Origin of the sequence: Thioclava litoralis (genome assembly GCF_045278885.1) — a bacterium.
Classification (GTDB): domain Bacteria; phylum Pseudomonadota; class Alphaproteobacteria; order Rhodobacterales; family Rhodobacteraceae; genus Thioclava; species Thioclava litoralis.
This window is the reverse complement of the sequence record NZ_CP135443.1, coordinates 1,245,072-1,264,066: the sequence shown is the minus strand read 5'-3', so window position 1 is coordinate 1,264,066 and position 18,995 is coordinate 1,245,072. Positions and strand designations below refer to the sequence as shown.

The window sequence follows — 18,995 nt, the reverse complement described above, 5'->3', positions numbered from 1 at the left end:
CCAAGGGCTGCTAAAGCCTGCCCTCAAGCAAAGCCAGCCGGATAGCCATCATGACCGATCACATCTATAGCGTCGACCGCCTCTCCATTCAGGCCGATGGCGTCATCCGCAGCGAAGAGGGCACGATCCACGCGCCGCTCACCCTCCCACAGGAAGACATCACCGGCGAGGTCGTTGCTGGCCGGATCGCGCAACCGAAGATCGTCAACCCTTCCGCCAGCCGAGTCCGGCCTCCTTGCCCGCATTATCGCGCCTGCGGGGGCTGCAGCCTGCAACATGCCTCGGATGCATTCGTGGCCGACTGGAAAGCCAGCGTGATCGAAACGGCACTGGCCGCGCGTGATATCGACGCCAAGGTCGAACAGGTCTTCACCTCTCCCGCCAATTCTCGCCGCCGCGCCACGCTTTCGGGGCGCCGCACGAAAAAGGGCGCGCAGGTGGGCTTTCATGGCCGCGCCTCCGGCACGATCACCGAAATCACCGGCTGCACCCTGCTGCGCCCCGAGCTGCTGGCCCATCTGCCCACGGCCGAAGCCCTGACCATCGCCGGAGCCAGCCGCAAGGGCGAGCTGTCGATGACGCTGACCCTCTCGGAGGCTGGCGTCGAGATCGCCTGCACCGGCGGCAAGGAGATTTCGGCAGATCTCTTCACCACGCTCTCCGAGATCGCCCATAAGAACGGGCTGGCGCGGATCTCATGGAATGGCGAGATGGTCGCCGCGATCCGTCCCGCATGGCAGGCGATGGGACGGGCACAGGTTGCCCCGCCCGCAGGCGCTTTCCTGCAGGCCACGAAAGAGGGCGAAACGGCGCTGACCGATTTCGTTCTGCAAAACCTCGGCAAGGCCGCAAAAGTGGTCGACCTGTTCTCGGGGTCGGGCACTTTCACCCTGCCTCTGGCCCAATATGCCGATGTCCATGCGGTCGAGGCCGAAGCCCCCATGCTGGAGGCTCTCGACCAAGGCTGGCGCAAGGCGCAGGGCCTGCATCGTGTGACCCATGAAGCCCGCGATCTCTTCCGCCGCCCGCTGCTTCCCGACGAGCTCGACCGTTTTGACGTAATCGTGATCGACCCGCCGCGCGCCGGCGCGGAGTCCCAGATTGCCGAAATCTGCCGCTCGGATGCCACACGTGTCTTGCATGTGTCCTGCAACCCGATCACTTTCTCTCGCGATGCCAAGACCTTGCTGGAAGCAGGATTTGTCCTGGAGAAACTTATCGCTGTCGACCAGTTCCGTTGGTCTGCCCATATTGAAATCGCTGCGCTGTTTACCCGTTGTTAACCACGTCTAAAGCAGACTCGATCTAAAGGCAGAAAACGGCTAGAAGGCCTATCGAGCAGACCTATCAAACAGGCAAAAAATGCAACGCAGAACGCTTCTTTCGGGCCTTGGCGCAATGGCCCTTCTGTCGGCATGTGGCGACAGTTCGAAGTTCAAGAATTACGAAGGCGCGCCGGTGACACAGATTCAGGTCTTCAAGAAAGACCGCAAGATGTATCTGTTCTCGGGCGACCAGATCGTCAAGACCTATGACATTGCTCTGGGCGGCCAACCGGTTGGTCCCAAGCAGTTCGAAGGTGACGGCAAAACCCCCGAAGGGGTCTATTACATCGACTGGCGCAATCCCAATTCCGCCTATCACCTGTCTCTGCGCGTGTCCTATCCGAACCCGCAGCAGATCTCCTTCGCTGAAAGTCAGGGCCGCAAACCGGGCGGAGATATCTTCATTCACGGGCAGGCAGGGGCCAATAAGGGCCGCGGCAAGGACTGGACCGCAGGCTGTATTGCCGTGAATGATAAACAGATCGAGGAAATCTATTCGATGGTGCTGACCGGAACCCCGATCTTTATCTACCCCTAAGCGGCCCCGCGTCGCGACAGGCATCAAAAAAGGCCCTCTTGCGGGGCCTTTTTCTATGTCGGACAAGCCATGTTACAAGGCATAGCGGGTGTAGGGCGGGCGCATCAGCGCCCGGTCAGCATGGTCCACCAGATCTTGCCCGACGGCTCCTGATACCAGGCAAAGCCCATCTCGGTGGCCGCCGGATTGAGGATCACATCGCGGGTCTCCGGATCGCTCATCCAAGCCGAAAGGGTTTCGGTCTCGGTTTCATAGGTCTCCGAGATATTCTCGCCCACGACTTCGCCATAGAAGCCCGCGCGTTTTGCACGATCCAGGGGCGAGGACCCGTCCGAGCCCCAATGCCACGGCCGGTTCTGCTTGGCCATGTCCTTGCTATGCACCGTGGCAGCGATCGCCAGCTGTGTGTTCAGCTGCATCGGGCCGGTACCACGGGCGGCGCGCAGGCTGTTGACCGCCTCGAGCGCGCGGCTCGGGATCACCTCGGCATCCTTTTTGGTGATCCGATAGACTTTCGGCATCGGCTTCCCATCGGGAGCCAGCTGCACATCGTTTGAAGTGGTCGCGCAGGCCCCGAGAGCCATCAGCAACGCAAGGATAGGAAGTGCTTTCATACCGTTCACCGTCGAATTCTCTGGCCGCCAGCGATACACGCAGCCGCGCTTTGCTTCAAACCCACAGTTCCGTGAGGACATCAAATGCCTGCGGGTTGCGACACTGACGCCATGTTTTCGCCGCCGGACCGCTCAGAGGCGGTGGATCCAGCCCTGCAAATTCTCCTCGATGACCTCGCTCAGCAGCGCGATATGGGCATCACCGTCATTGAGACAGGGGATATAGGTAAAGCTTTCGCCACCCGCATGTTCGAAAGCCTCGCAGATCTCGCCCTTGATCTCTTCGAGGGTCTCGATGCAATCGGCCGAAAACGCGGGCGAAATGACAGCGATACGCTTTTTGCCCGCGCGGGCCAGTTCGGCCACATGTTCGACAGTATAGGGGCGCAACCATTCCTCGGTGCCAAAAACCGACTGGAAGGTGGTGTGGATGCGGTCTTTGTCCCAGCCCAGCCGCTCGCGCAGAAGGCGCGTCGTCTTCTGGCACTGACAGTGATAGGGGTCGCCTTCCATCAGATACCGCTTGGGCATGCCATGATAGGAGCAGACCAGCACATCGGGCTGTGCCCCGTCTGGATAGGCGTTCAGCACCGATTGGGCCAGAGCCTCTATATAGTTCGGGCGGTCGAAATATTCCGGAACGACGCGCGCGGCAGGCTGCCGTTTCTGGGTCATCAGCGCCTTGAAAAACGCATCATTGGCCGTGGCCGAGGTCGCCCCCGCGTAATGCGGATACAGCGGGAAGAACAGGATCTTCTCGCAGCCGTTCTTCACCATCCGGTCCACCACGGATCGGGTCGAGGGATTGCCGTAGCGCATACAGAAATCCACCTCGACGCGGTCGCCATAAAGCGCCGCCATCGATTGCTTCAGCTTGGCCACCTGCTGTTTGGTGATCGTCATTAACGGGCTTTCATTGGCCTCGTTATTCCAGATCGTCTTGTAATTCGCCCCCGAGGTGAAGGGGCGCTTGGACAGGATAATCAGCTGCAAAAGCGGTTGCCATTTCCAGTTCGGAATATCGATAACGCGCTTGTCCGAGAGAAATTCGCCCAGATACCGGCGCATCGACCAGTAATCCGTTCCATCCGGAGTGCCCAGATTGGCCACAAGGACACCGATCTTGGCCGTAGGCACCGCAGGGTGGTCGGCAGGCGCATGGCTCAAGCGCGGATTGGCTGGCTTCGGCATGGAAAGATCCTATCGCGGTTTCGGAACATTTCCGGAGATAACGCGTTCGGGAACTGTGTCAAAGCCCAAAGTTCTCATGACCCGCGGCTACGCGGTCCGCCAGCTTTGACATGCGCCGCATTTTGGAATTAGTCTCAGGTATGGACATGATGGAATATCGCACCAAAGTGCCACCGCTCGATTGCTCTGACACAGCTCTTTTTCTCGATTTCGATGGAACATTGGTCGATATAGCCCCCACACCGGATGCCGTGGTACTTCCGGCGGATCTGGGGCTTTTGCTGTGCCGTCTGGAAGAGGCGACGGGAGGGGCGCTTGCAATCGTATCGGGCCGTTCTCTCAACGAGCTAGAAGGCTTCCTGCGAGGCTTCGACGGCGTCATGGTCGGCTCGCACGGGTCGGAAGCGCGCGGCATGACGCCCCCGCTGGAGGCCCTGCCCGAAGGGCTGGAGGCCGCCCAGACAGAAATGCGTGATTATGCCGCGTCGCGCGGGCTGCTTTACGAGCACAAATCGATGGGGGCCGCGATCCATTTCCGCAACCGTCCCGATGCAGGGCCGGAAGTGCGGGCCTTCATCGACCGGCTGGCGATCACCAATCCGCGTTTCGAGGTCCAGCCCGCGAAAATGGCCTATGAGCTGCGTCCGGCAGGGTTTTCCAAAGATGGCGCGCTTCAGCTTCTGTCGGACCTTCCCGCCTTTCTTGGCCGTCGACCGGTTTATATCGGCGATGACACCACCGACGAACCCGCGCTGGACTGGGCCGAGACCCACGGCGGCTTCGGCATCAAGGTCGGTGAGGGTGCAAGCTGTGCAAGCCAGCGCCTGCCCGACCCTGCCGCCGTTCTGGAATGGCTACGGGCGGGAGGGGCGCGCTAGGATGGGACGGCTGATCTGTATCTCGAACCGCATCCCTTCCGGTCCCAATCCCTCGGGCGGTCTGGTTGTTGCACTGCATGACACGATCAAGGAAACAGGGGGGATCTGGATCGGCACATCGGGGGAGATCGTGGACACCCCCGATAACACCTTGCATGAAATCACCGACGGTCCCTTCCGCCGCATGGCCTTCGACCTGACCGAGGCCGAACAGGAGAACTATTATTTCGGCTTTTCCAATCAGGTGCTCTGGCCGCTGTTTCACGGACGGACAGACCTGCTGGAGATCCATGCCGAATATCTCGACAGCTATAAGGAAGTGAACCGCCGATTTGCCAAGATGCTGATCGAGGTGATCGAACCCGAGGATCGGATCTGGGTGCATGATTATCACCTGATCCCGCTGGCGCTGTATCTGCGCCAGTTGGGGGCGAAGAACCGGATGGGCTTTTTCCTGCATACGCCCTTTCCCAATCCGATCACGCTGCATGCCCTGCCAAATGCCGAAGATGTCTGCGAATGGCTGGCCAATTACGAGGTGGTCGGCATGCAATCCGAACGCGATGCCCGCGCCGCCATTGCCTGCCTGACCGAGATCGCGGGCGCGCAGGAGCTTGCGGGCGGCTTCGTACAGCTTGGCGAGCGGCAATGCCGTGTTGCCGCCTTCCCGATTGCCATCGATGCGCAGGAATTCCGCCATCTGGCCGAAGAGCAGATCGACCGCTTGCCCGCAGGGGTAATCAAGCCGGACCGGCAGCTGATCATCGGGGTCGACCGGCTTGATTATACCAAGGGCGTGCCGCAACGGTTCAAGGCTTTTGGCGAGTTCCTGTCGCGCCATGAGGAATGGCACCGCCATGTCTCGCTGATCCAGATCAGCCCGCCCACCCGCGAAGGGGTGGAGGCCTATGACAATATCCGTGAAGAGACCGAGCATCTCTCGGGGCAGGTCAACGGCCAGTTCGCGGATATCCAGTGGGCGCCGATCCGGTTCATCAACCGTCCTGTTCCACGGGAAACACTGGCGGGGCTGTATCGGGCGGCACAGATCGCGCTGGTCACGCCGCTGATGGACGGGATGAACCTTGTGGCCAAGGAATTCGTGGCAGCCCAGAACCCCGAGGATCCGGGCGTTCTGATCCTGTCGCAATTTGCCGGTGCGGCCGAACAGATGGACGATGCGCTGATCGTCAATCCGCATGATATCGAGCAGATGGCCACCGCCATCATGACCGCACTGGCCATGCCGCTGCAGGATCGCCGGCGCCGCCACGAAGCCCTGATGGATGTGCTTCTGACCAAAGATGTCAGCTGGTGGTCGAAAGGGTTTCTGACCGCGCTGGGTTAGACGGGTTTCTCGCCGGTCGGCAGTTCGAACGTCCCGAGCGCATCGGCCAGCCGCCTGCGGGCCGATCCCGGACGTAGCGGCTGCTGCTGGCTTTCATGCGGCGTCCACCCCGTCAGCCAGATCGTCTCGAAGGTCGCATGGATACGCCCTTCCGCATCGGCATAATGCGCAAGATAGATGTCCAGCGCCCGCATCAGGACCGCGCGGCGGGTGAAGTGCCGCCTGCGACCGGCCAATGCATTGGTTTCACCCATCGCGCGCAGGTCTGCAAACAGCCGCATCGGATTGGTATAGGCCACGTCGCGGGTGACACTATCGGCCACCGGTAGGGCCAGCCCGACACGCTGCAGGAGCGCCCCCAGATCGCGCACCTCTCCCATCGGAACGACACGCGGACTGAGGCCACCTGTCACCGCGGCTTCGGCTTCGGCCAGTGCCGCGCGCAATTCATGCAGGGTCTGGCCACCGAACAGGATGCCGATGAACAGCCCGTCAGGTTTGAGCGCCCGCATCGCCTGTACGATCTGCCCCACCGGATCATTGGCCCAATGCAGCGCAAAGGCGTGCACCACCAGATCATGCGCCCCCTCTTCAAGGTCAAGCACCTCGGCATCGGGCACGATCTTGGCATCAGGCAGCACAGGGGTCCAGATTTCGGGGAAAGCCGCAATCAGGGCGGGCGATGTAAAGGTTCTATTAACCTCGATCAGCCTTTCCTGAAGATCGGCCACCGCCTCTTCTTGCAAAAACGCATCAAGCCCGCGCGCCCGCGCACGCAGGCGTTGGCGGTCAAGGGCGGGGCGGTCGGTCAGAAGCGGAGGTGTCGTCATGATAAGGCCGAAGAGTAATTCCGAAGCGCCCCGAAGACCAGAGGCGATTGCAGGGCTGCGCCGTCAGGCACGGGCGGCTCTGCGTCTGATCTACCCGCCGCTATGCATCGCCTGTCAGGCACCGGTCTCAGAGGAAGGCGTGCTGTGCCCTGACTGCTGGCCCCGAACGGGGTTCATTCGCGGGCTGTCCTGCGAGACCTGCGGCGCCCCTCTCCCCGGCCAGTCGGACCGCATCGAACAATGCGACGCCTGCCTGCGCACTCCGCCCCCTTGGGACAAAGCGCGCGCCGCCCTGCGCTATGACGGGACCGCCCGCGCCATGATCCTGGGCTTCAAACATGGCGACCGCACCGAACTTGCCCGCCCCTTCGGGCGCTGGATGGCCGAGGCGGGGCGGGATATTCTGGACGAGACCTGTCTTCTGGTGCCCGTTCCACTGCATCGCTTCCGGCTGATCAGGCGCAAATACAATCAGGCCGCGCTTCTGGCGCAGGCTCTCGCCCGCGAGACAGGCGGCGAACTCTGTGTCGATCTGCTCCGGCGCATCAGGATGACCCCGCCGCAAGAGGGACTGGACCGCAAACAGCGCGCCGAGAATGTGGCGGGCGTCTTTGCCCTGCATCCGAAACGGGCAGATCGGGCGAAAGGCCGCAAGATCGTTCTGATTGATGACGTGATGACCTCGGGTGCCACATTACGCGCCGCCTATGATGCGGTACGACCTTTAGATGCACCCAAGATATATGTCCTGTGCCTTGCCCGCGTTGCAAAAGATCCCTAGATCGCGGTAAATCGCCCTGACCCGAAAGGAACCGATATGAAACGCGTCGAGATTTACACCACCCGGACCTGCCCCTATTGCATCGCCGCCAAGCGGCTTCTGGACAAGAAAGGCGTGGCTTATGAAGAAACCGATGTCGGTGCCGATCCCGACCTGCGTCTGGCGATGACCAATCGCGCGGGTGGCAAACGGTCCGTGCCGCAGATTTTCATCGGCGATATCCATGTGGGTGGCTGCGACGACCTGCATGCGCTGGATGCCAAGGGTCAGCTTGACCCGATGCTGGCCGGTTAAGGGCGCAGGCCAGTGAGCGAGCAATTCGACCCTCTTGCGGCAGCCCTGTTTTCCGAGGTTTTCATGGCCGACCAGCTGGCGCGCAACGTCGTCAGCCGTGTGCTGCCCAAGGGCATGGAGCTGTCGCATTTCTCGGTGCTCAACCATCTGGCCTATCTGTCGGAAGAGCGCACACCGGCCCAGCTTGCGGCGACCTTCCATGTGACGCGCGGCGCGATGACCAATACCCTGTCCAAACTCGTCTGGGCGGGGCATGTGCATATCCGTCCCGACTGGGATGATGCGCGGCGCAAATTCGTGTCGATCAGCCCCGCAGGGAAATCCGCCCGCGACGCCGCCTTCGCGGCGCTGATGCCGGTGATCACCGATATCGTGCGCGACATCGGGCCGGAAAAAGTGCGTCAGGCGCTGCCCGTCATGCGCGAATTGCGCGCCAAGCTGGAAGCTGTCGGGCAGAACGGCAAATAACACCATCAATCGAGTCAAAAAGACCCCGCCGGCAGTCGGCGGGGCAAGGTAGCGCCCTGTGGCAGTAAACATGGGCGCTGGCGGTCATGGCCCCGAGGCCGGAAGGCCAAGGGGTCTTACTCCGTAGCTTGCCGTGGATCAGTTGATCCGGCCACCCATCTCATCACGGATCTGCTGGCGCAGCGCGTCGATCGGCACCAGTTTGCCATCGCGCTTGTAATGCCAATAGGTCCAGCCATTGCACGAAGGCGCGCCTTCAAGCTGTGCGCCCACCTGATGGATCGAGCCTTTGATATCCTTGCCGATCAGCGTGCCATCGGCACGGACCTTGGCAGTGTAGCGGTTGCCCTGGCTCACCAGTTCCTCGCCCGGACGCAACATGCCGCGCTCGACCAGCTGGCCGAAGGGCACACGGGGTTCGGCGCGTTTCGAGGTGGTGACTTCCAGCACCTCGGCATCCAGCTTGCGGGTACGGGCCAGACGTTTGGTCGCGGCCTCGCGGTAGGCTTCCTCGCGCTCGATCCCGATATAGTTGCGGCCCAGCATCTTGGCGACAGCGCCCGTGGTGCCGGTGCCGAAGAACGGGTCAAGGATCACATCCCCCGGATTGGTCGTGGCGATGATCACACGGTGCAGAAGGGCTTCGGGCTTCTGGGTCGGATGGGCTTTATTGCCCATATCGTCCTTCAGACGCTCGCCGCCGGTGCAGATCGGGATCACCCAATCCGAGCGCATCTGCACGCCTTCATTCAGCGCCTTGAGCGCCTCGTAATTGAAGGTCGGCTTGGCATTTTCGGATTTCGAGGCCCAGATCAGGGTCTCATGCGCATTGGTGAAGCGCTTGCCGCGGAAATTGGGCATCGGGTTCGATTTGCGCCAGACCACATCATTCATGATCCAGAAGCCCTGGTTCTGCAGCTCTGCGCCCATGCGGAACACGTTGTGATACGACCCGATCACCCAGATCGCCCCGTTGGGCTTGAGGATACGGCGCGCGGCGGCCAGCCAGTCGCGGGTGAACGCGTCATAGGCGGCGAAACTGTCGAACTGGTCCCATGCGTCATCGACGGCATCGACCTTGGAATTGTCGGGGCGGTGAAGCTCGCCCTTGAGCTGAAGATTGTAAGGCGGGTCTGCAAAAATCAGATCTACGCTGTTTTCCGGAAGGGCGTTCATCTGTGCGATGCAGTCGCCTGCCAAGATCTGATTGAGCGGGAGATCGGCCTGCGCCGCCCGCGATTTCGCTTTTGTCATACTTGCCTCATGCCTTTCCTGTCCCGTGGAAGACAGGTTACCGCCGAATTGCATCGGTCTGATTTGACTGATTTTACTGCTCTATACGTGCCGACATTTTTGCCGATCTTGTGTGGATAAACATGGCGGAACCGGCCCGAAGCGTCAATTTCTTTAATTGCACCAGAGGGCTATATTTTGACTTGGCACAAGATATTGTGGACGGGCTTGAAGCTTTTCCGATGTACTGGGGTCACACCAAATTCCTGAAGGGCGGCAAGATGTTGCGCCGTAGGGTAACCTGCGTTCTGCTCCCAGCCATACTGTGGATACTGTTGCGCCAGCGACACCATCAGCGCATCGCGTTCCTCTTTGGCAAGGATCGAGGCCGCCGCAATCGACACCGAGCGCCCGTCACCTTTGACGATCGGTTCCGCGCTGATCCGGAGATCCTTCGGCACGCGATTCCCGTCAACAAGCGCGTGGTCGGCCTGTTGCGACAGCCCCTCCACGGCGCGCACCATCGCAAGATGCGAGGCGTGGTAGATATTGAGCGCGTCGATTTCCTCGACGCTGGCATGGGCCACACACCATATAGCATGTGCCTTGATCGCCTCGACCAACCCGGCGCGGCGTTTGGCGCTGAGTTTTTTGGAATCATTGAGCCCCTCGGGGATATGGGCGGGGTCCAGAATGACCGCCGCCGCCGTTACGGGGCCACAAAGCGGCCCGCGTCCGACCTCGTCGACACCGGCCACAGAGACAAAGCCGCGGGCATGCGCCGCGGCCTCGAAGGAATAATCGGGGGAAGTTTTTGTGTTCATATGCTGTTTTTGCACATCCCACCGGTCCCCGACAATCTGCAATGCCCGACGATCTGTCACGCCCGACAAGCCGCAGCGGAGGCCGTGCCTAGTGGCGGCGCATGCGGACTCCGCGATCCGCAAGGCAGTTCTGGCCGTAAACGGTCTGCGTGCGCCCGCCCCTATGGATGTCGATCAGGCAGCTCTGGGGCAGTCGGCGGTCTGCCGTGCGTTCCGCGCAGCGTCTATCGACAACCTCGGCCAGACCGCGATTGGTGCGCACCTTCATGGCACAAGATTGCGCATAGCTTGGCGCGCGATCATACCGCCTGTCATGACGGCCTTCATTCCAACGGGAATCGCCGCGGTCATCCCAGCTATAGGCGGGCGGTCTGGGCTGGCTGTCTCGTTTGCTGCTCTTGTCATTCATATTGTCGATCAGCACAGCGGCTGCGCCGATCCCGATCAGGACACCGAGCGCTTTCTTCTGGTCGGAATCCATCGCGGCGGCGGGGGAAACGGCGGCAAGGCTCAGCGCAAGGGCCGTCGTTGCGGCAATAACGCGGGTCGAGAGGGACATGGTCTAACTCCTGATAGAACAGGCTCCGGCACAGTTGCGAAGCGGATAGCCCCTGATGCGCCGTCTCCCGCCAGACAGGCAATATCGCCGCGCTGTCATTGGATATCATCGGCAGAACCATGCGGATCAACAGCGTGTCATCGGATAACATCCGCCTAAAAAGCCTTTGCTATTGAATGGCAAAGCGCTCTTGCGCAAAATCCGGCCTATGAAACCTGTTGCCATCATCCTCGCACTTATATGTGCCCTTGCAGCCCCTGCGCATGCGGACTGTTATGCCGATTACAAGGCCAAGCAGGACGATCCCTTGCGGCTGCATTACGGGGTTGCGAAACTCCCCGACACTGCCTGCAGCCGTGATGCGGCGCGGGCTGCGCTGGCACCGCGGCTGAAACGCGGCGGCTGGACGCTACTCAATATCGTTTCCGTATTCGGGGACGACGGGCTGGAAAAAAGGAAGCAAAGTGCGGGAAGCTATTTCCTCCGTTACTGAGGGGCTACGGACAGGGCAGCGGGCGCTGATCTGGGGCGTGGTGGCCATCACCACCATTCTGGGGCTGGCGGCGGCTTTGCTGTTTCTGGCGCTGCCGGATGCGGATGCCTTCAACACGCGGGTCGAGCAGATCTTTGTCGCCAATGACGCGCTGACCCAGCCAACCCAGCTGCGCCTTCTGGAGGTGCTGGCGCAATCGGGCACGGCCTTTTCCGAGGTGCTGCAAAGCTACCGGATGATCATCTTCATCCTGCTGGTCTTTGCCACGGCGCTTCTGGTGGTGGCGCTGGTCTTCCTGATCATGATCATCGCGCAGAACAAACGTATGGCCGAGATCAGCCGTCAGGGCATCGAGGTGCAATCCCTGCGCATCCTGCGGGCGGAAAATATGGTGATGCTGAATGACATGGGCTTTACCCTGACCCCTGCCGCGATTGAGACTCTGGCCGTTCTGGCCGAGGCGCGGCTGGATGATGACATTCTGTCCGGCATCCAGATCGAGGCGATGATCAGCGGCAAACCAGAGGCCGATTGCGAGGAAGCCGCCGGAGCCACCCGTATCAAGCGCCTGCGCGACAGTCTGGGCAACCAGCTTGTGGCCGAGCTGCTGGTGCGCAACATCGCCCGCAAGGGCTATACGCTGGCGGTGGAACCGTCGCGCCTGAAGGTGGACTGAAGCCTTCCGTCATAAAGGCTTCGCTTGCGGGCGGGGTATATCGGCCCTATATGGCCAAACGAATGCCCCGATATCCGGAGATGCCCTATGCAAACGCCATTCTATCTGCTTGATCGCGCAAAGCTGGTCCAGAATATGGAAAAGGTCGCGCGCCTGCGGGAGCTATCGGGCGCCAAGGCGCTTTTGGCGCTGAAGTGCTTTGCCACTTGGTCGGTGTTTGACACGATGCGCGACTATATGGATGGCACGACCTCTTCCTCGCTTTACGAGCTGCATCTGGGGCATGAGAAATTCGGCAAGGAAACCCATGCCTATTCCGTGGCTTGGGCCGATCACGAGATCGACGAGGCGATTTCCTATGCCGATAAGATCATCTTCAACTCGCTCAGCCAGCTCGACCGTTTTGCCGCCAAGGCGCAGGACAAAGGCATCCAGTCCGGTCTGCGGCTGAACCCGCGCTTCTCGACCTCGGGGTTCGATCTGGCGGACCCCGCGCGGCAATTCTCGCGCTTGGGGGAATGGGATCTGGAGCGGCTTGAAAGCGCGCTTGACCGGATTTCCGGCGTGATGATCCATTACAATTGCGAAAACGGCGATTTCGACCTGTTCGACAGCCAGCTAACGCGGATCGAGACCGAATTCGGGTCTTTCCTGAAAAAGCTCGATTGGGTCAGCCTTGGCGGCGGTATCCATTTCACCGGCGAGGGCTACCCGCTTGAAAAACTGGCCGCGCGTCTGAAGGCGTTTTCCCAAAGCCTCGGCGTGCAGGTCTATCTGGAACCGGGCGAGGCCTCGATCACCAAGACCGCCAGCCTTGAGGTCACCGTGCTGGATATCGTCGATAACGGCAAGAAGGTCGCGATTGTCGATAGCTCGATCGAGGCGCATATGCTGGACCTGCTGATCTATCGCGAAACGGCGAAACTGCCGCAGAATGGCGCGCATGAATATCAGATTGCGGGCAAAACCTGCCTTGCGGGTGATATCTTTGGCGATGCCCGTTTTGACGCGCCGCTGGAAATTGGCGACCGTATCAGCATTGCCGATGCGGCAGGCTATACGATGGTCAAGAAAAACTGGTTCAACGGTGTGGCCATGCCCGCCATTGCCATCCGCGAGAAGGACGGCACCATCACGCCGGTCCGCGAATTCACCTACGAAGACTACCGGTCTTCGTTGTCCTGAGGGTTAAAAGCCCCCTTCCCCTGTCCAAGAGAAAAAGGAGACAGCCGAAGTGAAAAAGAACGTGCTCATCATCGGTGCCGGTGGCGTGGCGCAGGTCGTGGCGCATAAATGCGCGCAAAACAACGATGTGTTCGGGGCGCTGCATATCGCGTCGCGCACGAAGTCGAAATGCGATGCCATCGTTGCCAGTGTTCACGAGAAGAAGGCGATGAAAGTCGACGGCACGTTCGACACGCATGAAGTCAATGCGCGCGACACGGCGGCCGTGACTGATCTGATCCGCAAGGTGGATGCGCAGATCGTCATCAATGTAGGCTCTGCCTTCGTGAATATGTATGTGCTGGACGCCTGCATCGAGACCGGCGCCGCCTATATCGACACCGCGATCCATGAAGAGCCCGAGAAGATCTGCGAGACCCCGCCGTGGTATGCCAATTACGAGTGGAAGCGCCGCGATACCTGCACCGAGAAGGGCATCACCGCCATTCTGGGCGCGGGCTTCGATCCGGGCGTGGTGAATGCCTATGCGCGTTTCGCCATCGACCAGATGGACGAAGTGAAGTCGATCGATATCGTCGATATCAACGCGGGCTCGCATGGCCGCTATTTCGCGACGAACTTCGACCCCGAGATCAACTTCCGCGAATTCACCGGCACCGTCTATTACTGGGAAGACCAGAAATGGAAGGAAACCTCGATGTTTGCCTCGGGCAAGACATGGGATCTTCCGGTGGTGGGCCCCTCCAAGGCCTATCAGTCGGGCCATGACGAGGTGCATTCGCTGGCAACCAACTATCCGCAGGCCGATGTGCGTTTCTGGATGGGCTTCGGTGACCATTATATCAACGTTTTCACGGTGCTGAAATCGCTGGGCCTCTTGTCCGAGCAGCCGGTGAAAACCGCCGAAGGTCAGGAAGTGGTGCCGCTGAAGGTCGTGAAGGCCGTGCTGCCCGATCCGTCTTCGCTGGCACCCGATTATACCGGCAAGACCTGTATCGGTGATCTGGTGAAGGGCACGAAAGACGGCAAGGATGTCGAGCTGTTCGTCTATAACGTGGCCGATCACAAAGAAGCCTATGAGGAAGTCGGCTCGCAGGGCATCTCCTATACGGCAGGTGTGCCGCCGGTGGCGGCTGCCATGCTGGTTGCCTCGGGCGAATGGGATGCCAAGACGATGAAGAACGTCGAAGAGCTGGATCCCAAGCCCTTCTTCACCATCCTCGACAAGATCGGTCTGCCGACCCGCGTGCAGATTGGCGGCATTGGTGGCGAAGACAAGGCATGGAATGCCTGAGTCTGCAGTCATGAGATGATATAGAAAACCCGCCGCAACTTTGGCGGGTTTTTCTTTGCGCGAAGATCGAAAAAAACACTCTGGAAATATATGTTTTCCTGTCCGGTGCGCGCGTGAAAAGACGGCTGGCAAGAAAGGATTCACGAGTTTCGTTTACAACCTCTTCTGGTGATATCAGGAGTGTTGTCATGAAGTTTGTCTCGAATCTGCGGATTTCCACGCGGATTTATTCGATTATCGTATTTTCCGTTCTGACCAGCCTGGCCATTGCGGTCACCATGTTCAGCTTTATGGTCAGAAATACATATGAGATGCGCGAGGCCCATCTTCGCGATGTTGTCGATAGCAATGTCAGCCAGCTTGTCGCCCTGCAAGAAGACGTTGCCAAGGGCCGACGCACGCTTGATGGGGCCAAAGCGGAAGGCGCACGGATTCTGAACGCCGCCCGCTACGATGACGGCAATTATCTTTTTGCTTTTACGAATGATATGAAACTTGTCGCGCATGGCCGTGATCCCCAGCGCGCCGGTCAGGACCAGAGCCAGTTCACCGATCCAAACGGTATTTATGTCTATCGCGATCTGCGCGATCTTGCCACAGCAGGCGGCGGGCTGTTGCATTACAGTTCGAAACGCACCGGAGATGATGGCGCAGACGAACAGATTCCGAAAATCAGCTATGCCCGCGCCTTCGAACCCTGGGGCTGGGTCATCGCTACCGGCTCCTATATCGAAGATATTCAGGCCCAGATCGCCCAGATCCGCAATATTGCCGCAGCCATCTTCATTGCCGGTTTCATCCTTGTCGGGCTGGTCTGCTGGCTGATCGCCCGTTCTGTAACCGCTCCGATCCGCGATCTGAAGCTGCGTATGGGGCGTCTGTCGGATGGTGATGTGGACAGTGCCGTTCCTTTCACGGGGCAAAAAGACGAAATCGGGGAAATGGCGCGGGCGGTCGAGACCTTCCAGATGTCGATCCGTCGTGGCGCAGAAATGGAACAGGAAGCCAGCCGCCATAAGGCGGAGCAGGAGGCCCTGAAGGCCCAAGCCGAGGAAGAGCGTCGCCATCGCGAAACAGAGGCCCTTGCCGCCGAACGCCGCGAGATGGAGCGCAGCGCCGCCGATCAGGCCGAGCGTGACCTTATGCGCGCCCAAAGCGATGCCGAACGGGAAGCCAATGCCGACAAACAGCGTAAGGTGGTTTCCGAGCTGGCCATTGCTCTGAACGCTCTGGCAGAGGGCGATCTGACCCGCCGGCTGGAAACAGCATTTCCGGCAGAGTATGAAACGCTGCGCAATGACTTCAATCGTACGGTCACCAAGCTGGAAAGTCTCATCGGGACAATCAGCCAGACTGCCGAGGTGATCGAACAGCAGGGGCTTGATATTACGGCCTCGTCCGAAGATGTCGCCCGCAAGACAGAAACCACCGCGGCGACTCTGGAAGAAACAGCCGCAGCCCTGCAAGAACTGACCTCTTCCGTCCAGCAAGCCGCTCAAGGCGCGACAGAGGCCGACAAGGTCGTGCAGGAAGCCCGTGGCGAGGCCGAACGTAGCGGAGATGTTGTTTCGCAAGCCGTGGATGCGATGCAGCAAATTCAGGACAGCTCTGGCCGGATCTCGCGGATCATCGATGTGATTGACGATATCGCCTTCCAGACCAATCTTCTGGCGCTCAATGCCGGGGTAGAAGCTGCCCGCGCAGGGGAGGCCGGTCGCGGTTTTGCTGTGGTGGCTTCGGAAGTGCGCGCATTGGCGCAACGGTCATCGGAAGCCGCTCGGGAAATCAACACTTTGATTTCGGAAAGCGGGGACCACGTGTCCAAGGGCGCAACAATGGTCAACGAAGCAGGCAGCGCCTTGCAACGGATCGCCGCATCGGTATCGCGCATTTCGCACCATGTTTCGGATATCGCCCGTTCGGCCACCGAACAATCTGCCGGTGTGTCCGAGATCAACAATTCGGTCGCGCATCTGGATGCCAATAGCCAGCAAAATACGGCACTTTTCCAGGACACGCTGATGGCCAGCAAACAACTGACACTTGCCGCAAGTGATCTGCGAAGCTCCACCGCGCAATTCAAACTCTGTCAGCCCGTGTCCAAAACGTCGGAAAACCGGTCGGGATCGTGGAGCGCCGCGTCAACGCCAAAGCCTGTCACGTCTAACGCAAAACCGGCAGCCCCTATGAAGACCGCCGTCAAACCGGCACCACAGCCTGTTATCAAGAAACAGGCCAATGGTCCTGATATCAACGATGACTGGGAAGACTTCTGAGGTTTCGCCCCATTGAAAGCCGCTCTGCAAGGGCGGCTTTTCAGGCGGCTTGAAAATCGCTCCGGCTATATGTAATGATATAGTATTACATACAGCCGGAGCAGACATGGTGGGAAATCTGGGCTCGACGCGCCTGAAGCGCCCTTTGAAAACCAATACGATGCAAAATTACGATGCGCTGCCTGCGCCGCTCAGGCGGTGGGTCGCACAAGCCGCCCTGCCTTGGTCTGCCCGCTCGTGCCACAAGATCTGGTCACGCGCACAAGCGCGCGGAGAAGGCCTATCCCAGATTATTACCCGTCTGGACCGCGCAGAAAAACGGGCACTTGAACGCGATCGTGCGGCCCGCTTCACATGACGCGTCGAATTTCCTCCAGCCAAAGTTGAGATTTCCTGCGCCGGATGTTATTTTGACCTCATGCCCAGCGTCGGGGCTTGGACGGCGTGCAACTCTCGGAGGACTATGTCCTGTCTCATCCTGAACTCGCAGCGGTCAATTCCGGTGCAATGGTGGTGCCTATGACTGCTGATATCGTGGCAAGTACCAATTTGAAAAGCGACCAAATTCTAGAACGCGTCCTCAGCTCGCTTGATGACGACAAGGCCGAAGAAATCGTTACGATCAATCTGGCCGGTCGGTCGTCGATCTCGGATCATATGGTGATTTGCTCTGGCCGCTCCAGCCGTCAGGTGGCCGCCATTGCCGAGAAACTTGCAGAGCGGCTGAAAGACGAATTCGGTATCATCTGCAAAATCGAGGGCAAAGAAGCCGGCGATTGGGTTCTGGTCGACGCGAATGATGTCATCGTGCATGTGTTCCGTCCGGAAGTGCGCGAATTCTACCAACTGGAAAAAATGTGGGTGCCGACGGGCGACCCCATCTGATCCGGATAGCCGCAAGATGAAAGTAACCGTTCTGGCGGTAGGCAGGCTGCGCAAAAGCCCAGAGTTGACGCTGATCACCGACTATCTCGACCGTTTCAACAAAGCGGGCCGTAGCCTTGGGCTGGGGTCCGCTTCGGTCGTTGAAGTCGAAGACAAACGCAATCTGGGAATGGCGGAAGAGGCCAAGCTGCTTGAACGCGCGATCCCCGAAGGGGCCGCGATCGTTACGCTTGACGAACGCGGGCAGGTTATTTCCTCGCCCGATTTCGCGGAAAAACTGGGTGGCTGGCGCGATCAGGCGCGGGATGTGTGCTTTATCATCGGCGGCGCGGACGGTATCGACCCTTCCCTGCGCCAGCGCGCAGATTTCTCGATCAGCTTCGGGAAAATGGTCTGGCCGCATATGTTGGTGCGCGTCATGCTGGCCGAACAGATCTATCGCGCCGGACAAATTCTGGCCGGTACCCCCTATCACCGCGTCTAACAGGGCAGATGATGCAAGCCTCTGAGTTCCAGATGTTTTCGGATGAGGCCCTGTCACCGCGCGGGATCGCTCTGCTGGGCTATCAACGCACGCGCCATATTTCGAGATCGGCCCAGAAAGCATGGAGTAACGGCAACCCTACCCCGCTGATGCAGGACGCAGAAACGCATCGTCGCGCCATATTCGACTCCGTCCTTGGTGAATTGCATGCCGATCACCAGCATCTGGCCGCAGCCCTTGCCAAAGCCCAGATAGAGCCGAAATCGGTGATCGATATCGGATGCGGTCAGGCTTTGGGGGACCTTTTCCTGCTGGTCGATCACGATCCGTCCTTCCTGCTGATCGATATCGAGGAGACACCGGAACAATACCATTTCTGGGCGGAGACAGGGGCGGGATATGCCTCGCTGGCCGAAGCGGCAGAGCTTTTGCGTCAAAACGGCGCCAAGCGGGTGCGCCGGATCAACCCGCGCAAGACGCCGGAGCAGATTGACGGGCTGCATGCCGATCTGGTCATCTCCACATTATCCTGCGGGTTTCACTACCCGATCCCGACCTATCTGCCGATCTTCCAAAAAACGTTGCGTATGGGCGGGGCCGTGGTTCTTGATCTGCGCCGCTCTTACGCCGATGAACCGGATGAGGCGTTGGAAACCCTGTTCAATGCCGCATTTTTAACTGAAATCCCTTGTTCCGAGCCAAAGGCGGCCCGAATTCTGTTCACCGCCGCTTGATCGCCGAATTTCGGAGAACCTGTCCGAGAAACTTGCCGCATGGCTGAGGAACGCTTATGCAGAACCTGCTGATTTGAAAGAGGCC

At 59.7% G+C, this 18,995-nt stretch carries 22 protein-coding genes; 16 read left to right on the top strand and 6 right to left on the bottom strand.

Translation table 11 applies throughout. The features are described from left to right. The first annotated feature begins 50 nt into the window (after positions 1-50). Positions 51-1,283 carry a class I SAM-dependent RNA methyltransferase gene (locus RPE78_RS06240; protein ID WP_406721526.1) on the top strand — a complete coding sequence of 411 codons (1,233 nt, stop codon included), beginning with the start codon at positions 51-53 and terminating at the stop codon, positions 1,281-1,283. Between the two features lie 79 nt (positions 1,284-1,362). Further along, on the top strand, positions 1,363-1,863 hold the full coding sequence (locus tag RPE78_RS06235) for a L,D-transpeptidase family protein (RefSeq protein WP_339108642.1): 501 nt from the start codon (positions 1,363-1,365) through the stop codon (positions 1,861-1,863). Positions 1,864-1,967: 104 nt separating this feature from the next. Here RPE78_RS06235 and RPE78_RS06230 read toward each other — a convergent pair whose 3' ends face one another. Together RPE78_RS06230 and hemH are read right to left on the bottom strand one after the other, a co-directional pair. Continuing rightward, positions 1,968-2,477, bottom strand: coding sequence for a CAP domain-containing protein (locus RPE78_RS06230; protein ID WP_339108641.1), 510 nt, complete (start codon positions 2,475-2,477; stop codon positions 1,968-1,970). 132 nt (positions 2,478-2,609) lie between these two features. Then, positions 2,610-3,668: a ferrochelatase gene (gene hemH, locus RPE78_RS06225; RefSeq protein WP_339108640.1), complete on the bottom strand. Its 1,059-nt coding sequence runs from the start codon at positions 3,666-3,668 to the stop codon at positions 2,610-2,612. Between the two features lie 146 nt (positions 3,669-3,814). Here hemH and otsB point away from each other — a divergent pair, with 146 nt between their 5' ends. Together otsB and RPE78_RS06215 are read left to right on the top strand one after the other, a co-directional pair. Next, positions 3,815-4,546 carry a trehalose-phosphatase gene (otsB, locus tag RPE78_RS06220; RefSeq protein WP_406721525.1) on the top strand — a complete coding sequence of 244 codons (732 nt, stop codon included), beginning with the start codon at positions 3,815-3,817 and terminating at the stop codon, positions 4,544-4,546. Further along, positions 4,479-5,894 carry a trehalose-6-phosphate synthase gene (locus tag RPE78_RS06215; protein ID WP_406721524.1) on the top strand — a complete coding sequence of 472 codons (1,416 nt, stop codon included), beginning with the start codon at positions 4,479-4,481 and terminating at the stop codon, positions 5,892-5,894. Before otsB ends, RPE78_RS06215 begins: the two co-directional genes overlap by 68 nt. On the opposite strand, the gene RPE78_RS06210 is transcribed toward RPE78_RS06215, so the two are convergent. Then, positions 5,891-6,724: a methyltransferase domain-containing protein gene (locus RPE78_RS06210; RefSeq protein WP_339108637.1), complete on the bottom strand. Its 834-nt coding sequence runs from the start codon at positions 6,722-6,724 to the stop codon at positions 5,891-5,893. The two genes, RPE78_RS06215 and RPE78_RS06210, sit on opposite strands and share 4 nt — an antisense overlap. On the opposite strand from RPE78_RS06210, the gene RPE78_RS06205 reads away from it, so the two are divergent. The 3 genes from RPE78_RS06205 to RPE78_RS06195 are packed head-to-tail and all read left to right on the top strand — an operon-like array spanning position 6,723 to position 8,267. Further along, entirely contained in the window at positions 6,723-7,505 is a 783-nt protein-coding gene (locus RPE78_RS06205) for a ComF family protein (protein ID WP_339108636.1), read from the top strand. The genes RPE78_RS06210 and RPE78_RS06205 overlap by 2 nt on opposite strands. A 36-nt stretch (positions 7,506-7,541) precedes the next feature. Continuing rightward, the gene (gene grxC / locus RPE78_RS06200; RefSeq protein WP_339108635.1) at positions 7,542-7,799 is read left to right on the top strand and encodes a glutaredoxin 3; all 258 of its coding nucleotides are present in this window, start codon (positions 7,542-7,544) and stop codon (positions 7,797-7,799) included. A gap of 12 nt (positions 7,800-7,811) precedes the next feature. Continuing rightward, positions 7,812-8,267, top strand: coding sequence for a MarR family winged helix-turn-helix transcriptional regulator (locus RPE78_RS06195; protein ID WP_339108634.1), 456 nt, complete (start codon positions 7,812-7,814; stop codon positions 8,265-8,267). A 138-nt stretch (positions 8,268-8,405) separates the two neighbouring features. Here the strand turns inward: RPE78_RS06195 and RPE78_RS06190 are convergent, their stop codons facing one another. The 3 genes from RPE78_RS06190 to RPE78_RS06180 all read right to left on the bottom strand — a co-directional run bounded on the left by RPE78_RS06190 (position 8,406) and on the right by RPE78_RS06180 (position 10,883). Beyond that, the gene (locus tag RPE78_RS06190; protein WP_339108633.1) at positions 8,406-9,521 is read right to left on the bottom strand and encodes a site-specific DNA-methyltransferase; all 1,116 of its coding nucleotides are present in this window, start codon (positions 9,519-9,521) and stop codon (positions 8,406-8,408) included. Between the two features lie 170 nt (positions 9,522-9,691). Then, positions 9,692-10,324: a ribonuclease HII gene (locus RPE78_RS06185; RefSeq protein ID WP_406721523.1), complete on the bottom strand. Its 633-nt coding sequence runs from the start codon at positions 10,322-10,324 to the stop codon at positions 9,692-9,694. An 88-nt stretch (positions 10,325-10,412) separates the two neighbouring features. Beyond that, positions 10,413-10,883, bottom strand: a complete 471-nt coding sequence (locus RPE78_RS06180; RefSeq protein ID WP_406721522.1) for a hypothetical protein — start codon at positions 10,881-10,883, stop codon at positions 10,413-10,415. A gap of 208 nt (positions 10,884-11,091) precedes the next feature. Here RPE78_RS06180 and RPE78_RS06175 point away from each other — a divergent pair, with 208 nt between their 5' ends. The 9 genes from RPE78_RS06175 (at position 11,092) to RPE78_RS06135 (ending at position 18,910) form a co-directional block, all read left to right on the top strand. Beyond that, positions 11,092-11,376 (top strand): hypothetical protein, encoded by a 285-nt coding sequence (locus RPE78_RS06175; RefSeq protein ID WP_339108630.1) that lies wholly within the window; start codon positions 11,092-11,094, stop codon positions 11,374-11,376. Next, positions 11,348-12,052 carry a hypothetical protein gene (locus tag RPE78_RS06170; protein WP_406721521.1) on the top strand — a complete coding sequence of 235 codons (705 nt, stop codon included), beginning with the start codon at positions 11,348-11,350 and terminating at the stop codon, positions 12,050-12,052. The genes RPE78_RS06175 and RPE78_RS06170 overlap by 29 nt, the downstream gene beginning before the upstream one ends. Before the next feature lie 87 nt (positions 12,053-12,139). Continuing rightward, positions 12,140-13,237 (top strand): carboxynorspermidine decarboxylase, encoded by a 1,098-nt coding sequence (nspC, locus tag RPE78_RS06165; RefSeq protein WP_406721520.1) that lies wholly within the window; start codon positions 12,140-12,142, stop codon positions 13,235-13,237. A gap of 49 nt (positions 13,238-13,286) precedes the next feature. Continuing rightward, positions 13,287-14,531 (top strand): saccharopine dehydrogenase family protein, encoded by a 1,245-nt coding sequence (locus RPE78_RS06160; RefSeq protein WP_339108627.1) that lies wholly within the window; start codon positions 13,287-13,289, stop codon positions 14,529-14,531. Between the two features lie 188 nt (positions 14,532-14,719). Beyond that, entirely contained in the window at positions 14,720-16,807 is a 2,088-nt protein-coding gene (locus RPE78_RS06155) for a methyl-accepting chemotaxis protein (protein ID WP_406721519.1), read from the top strand. Between the two features lie 106 nt (positions 16,808-16,913). Next, entirely contained in the window at positions 16,914-17,165 is a 252-nt protein-coding gene (locus tag RPE78_RS06150) for a DUF6525 family protein (RefSeq protein ID WP_339108625.1), read from the top strand. Positions 17,166-17,326: 161 nt separating this feature from the next. Next, a complete protein-coding gene (gene rsfS / locus RPE78_RS06145) occupies positions 17,327-17,692 on the top strand; it encodes a ribosome silencing factor (RefSeq protein ID WP_406721518.1) in 366 nt (121 codons plus the stop codon). Between the two features lie 16 nt (positions 17,693-17,708). Beyond that, the gene (rlmH, locus tag RPE78_RS06140; protein WP_339108623.1) at positions 17,709-18,176 is read left to right on the top strand and encodes a 23S rRNA (pseudouridine(1915)-N(3))-methyltransferase RlmH; all 468 of its coding nucleotides are present in this window, start codon (positions 17,709-17,711) and stop codon (positions 18,174-18,176) included. A gap of 8 nt (positions 18,177-18,184) precedes the next feature. Then, entirely contained in the window at positions 18,185-18,910 is a 726-nt protein-coding gene (locus tag RPE78_RS06135; RefSeq protein ID WP_406721517.1) for a hypothetical protein, read from the top strand. The last annotated feature ends 85 nt before the right edge of the window (positions 18,911-18,995 follow it).

What these genes read in the sequence shown, in the direction of transcription:
- RPE78_RS06240 (WP_406721526.1), top strand. Translation starts at nt 51, where the DNA reads ATGACCGATCACATCTATAGCGTCGACCGCCTCTCCATTCAGGCCGAT.
- RPE78_RS06235 (WP_339108642.1), top strand. Translation starts at nt 1,363, where the DNA reads ATGCAACGCAGAACGCTTCTTTCGGGCCTTGGCGCAATGGCCCTTCTG.
- RPE78_RS06230 (WP_339108641.1), bottom strand. Translation starts at nt 2,477, where the DNA reads ATGAAAGCACTTCCTATCCTTGCGTTGCTGATGGCTCTCGGGGCCTGC.
- hemH (WP_339108640.1), bottom strand. Translation starts at nt 3,668, where the DNA reads ATGCCGAAGCCAGCCAATCCGCGCTTGAGCCATGCGCCTGCCGACCAC.
- otsB (WP_406721525.1), top strand. Translation starts at nt 3,815, where the DNA reads ATGATGGAATATCGCACCAAAGTGCCACCGCTCGATTGCTCTGACACA.
- RPE78_RS06205 (WP_339108636.1), top strand. Translation starts at nt 6,723, where the DNA reads ATGATAAGGCCGAAGAGTAATTCCGAAGCGCCCCGAAGACCAGAGGCG.
- RPE78_RS06210 (WP_339108637.1), bottom strand. Translation starts at nt 6,724, where the DNA reads ATGACGACACCTCCGCTTCTGACCGACCGCCCCGCCCTTGACCGCCAA.
- grxC (WP_339108635.1), top strand. Translation starts at nt 7,542, where the DNA reads ATGAAACGCGTCGAGATTTACACCACCCGGACCTGCCCCTATTGCATC.
- RPE78_RS06190 (WP_339108633.1), bottom strand. Translation starts at nt 9,521, where the DNA reads ATGACAAAAGCGAAATCGCGGGCGGCGCAGGCCGATCTCCCGCTCAAT.
- RPE78_RS06185 (WP_406721523.1), bottom strand. Translation starts at nt 10,324, where the DNA reads ATGAACACAAAAACTTCCCCCGATTATTCCTTCGAGGCCGCGGCGCAT.
- RPE78_RS06180 (WP_406721522.1), bottom strand. Translation starts at nt 10,883, where the DNA reads ATGTCCCTCTCGACCCGCGTTATTGCCGCAACGACGGCCCTTGCGCTG.
- RPE78_RS06175 (WP_339108630.1), top strand. Translation starts at nt 11,092, where the DNA reads ATGAAACCTGTTGCCATCATCCTCGCACTTATATGTGCCCTTGCAGCC.
- nspC (WP_406721520.1), top strand. Translation starts at nt 12,140, where the DNA reads ATGCAAACGCCATTCTATCTGCTTGATCGCGCAAAGCTGGTCCAGAAT.
- RPE78_RS06155 (WP_406721519.1), top strand. Translation starts at nt 14,720, where the DNA reads ATGAAGTTTGTCTCGAATCTGCGGATTTCCACGCGGATTTATTCGATT.
- RPE78_RS06150 (WP_339108625.1), top strand. Translation starts at nt 16,914, where the DNA reads ATGGTGGGAAATCTGGGCTCGACGCGCCTGAAGCGCCCTTTGAAAACC.
- rsfS (WP_406721518.1), top strand. Translation starts at nt 17,327, where the DNA reads ATGACTGCTGATATCGTGGCAAGTACCAATTTGAAAAGCGACCAAATT.
- rlmH (WP_339108623.1), top strand. Translation starts at nt 17,709, where the DNA reads ATGAAAGTAACCGTTCTGGCGGTAGGCAGGCTGCGCAAAAGCCCAGAG.
- RPE78_RS06135 (WP_406721517.1), top strand. Translation starts at nt 18,185, where the DNA reads ATGATGCAAGCCTCTGAGTTCCAGATGTTTTCGGATGAGGCCCTGTCA.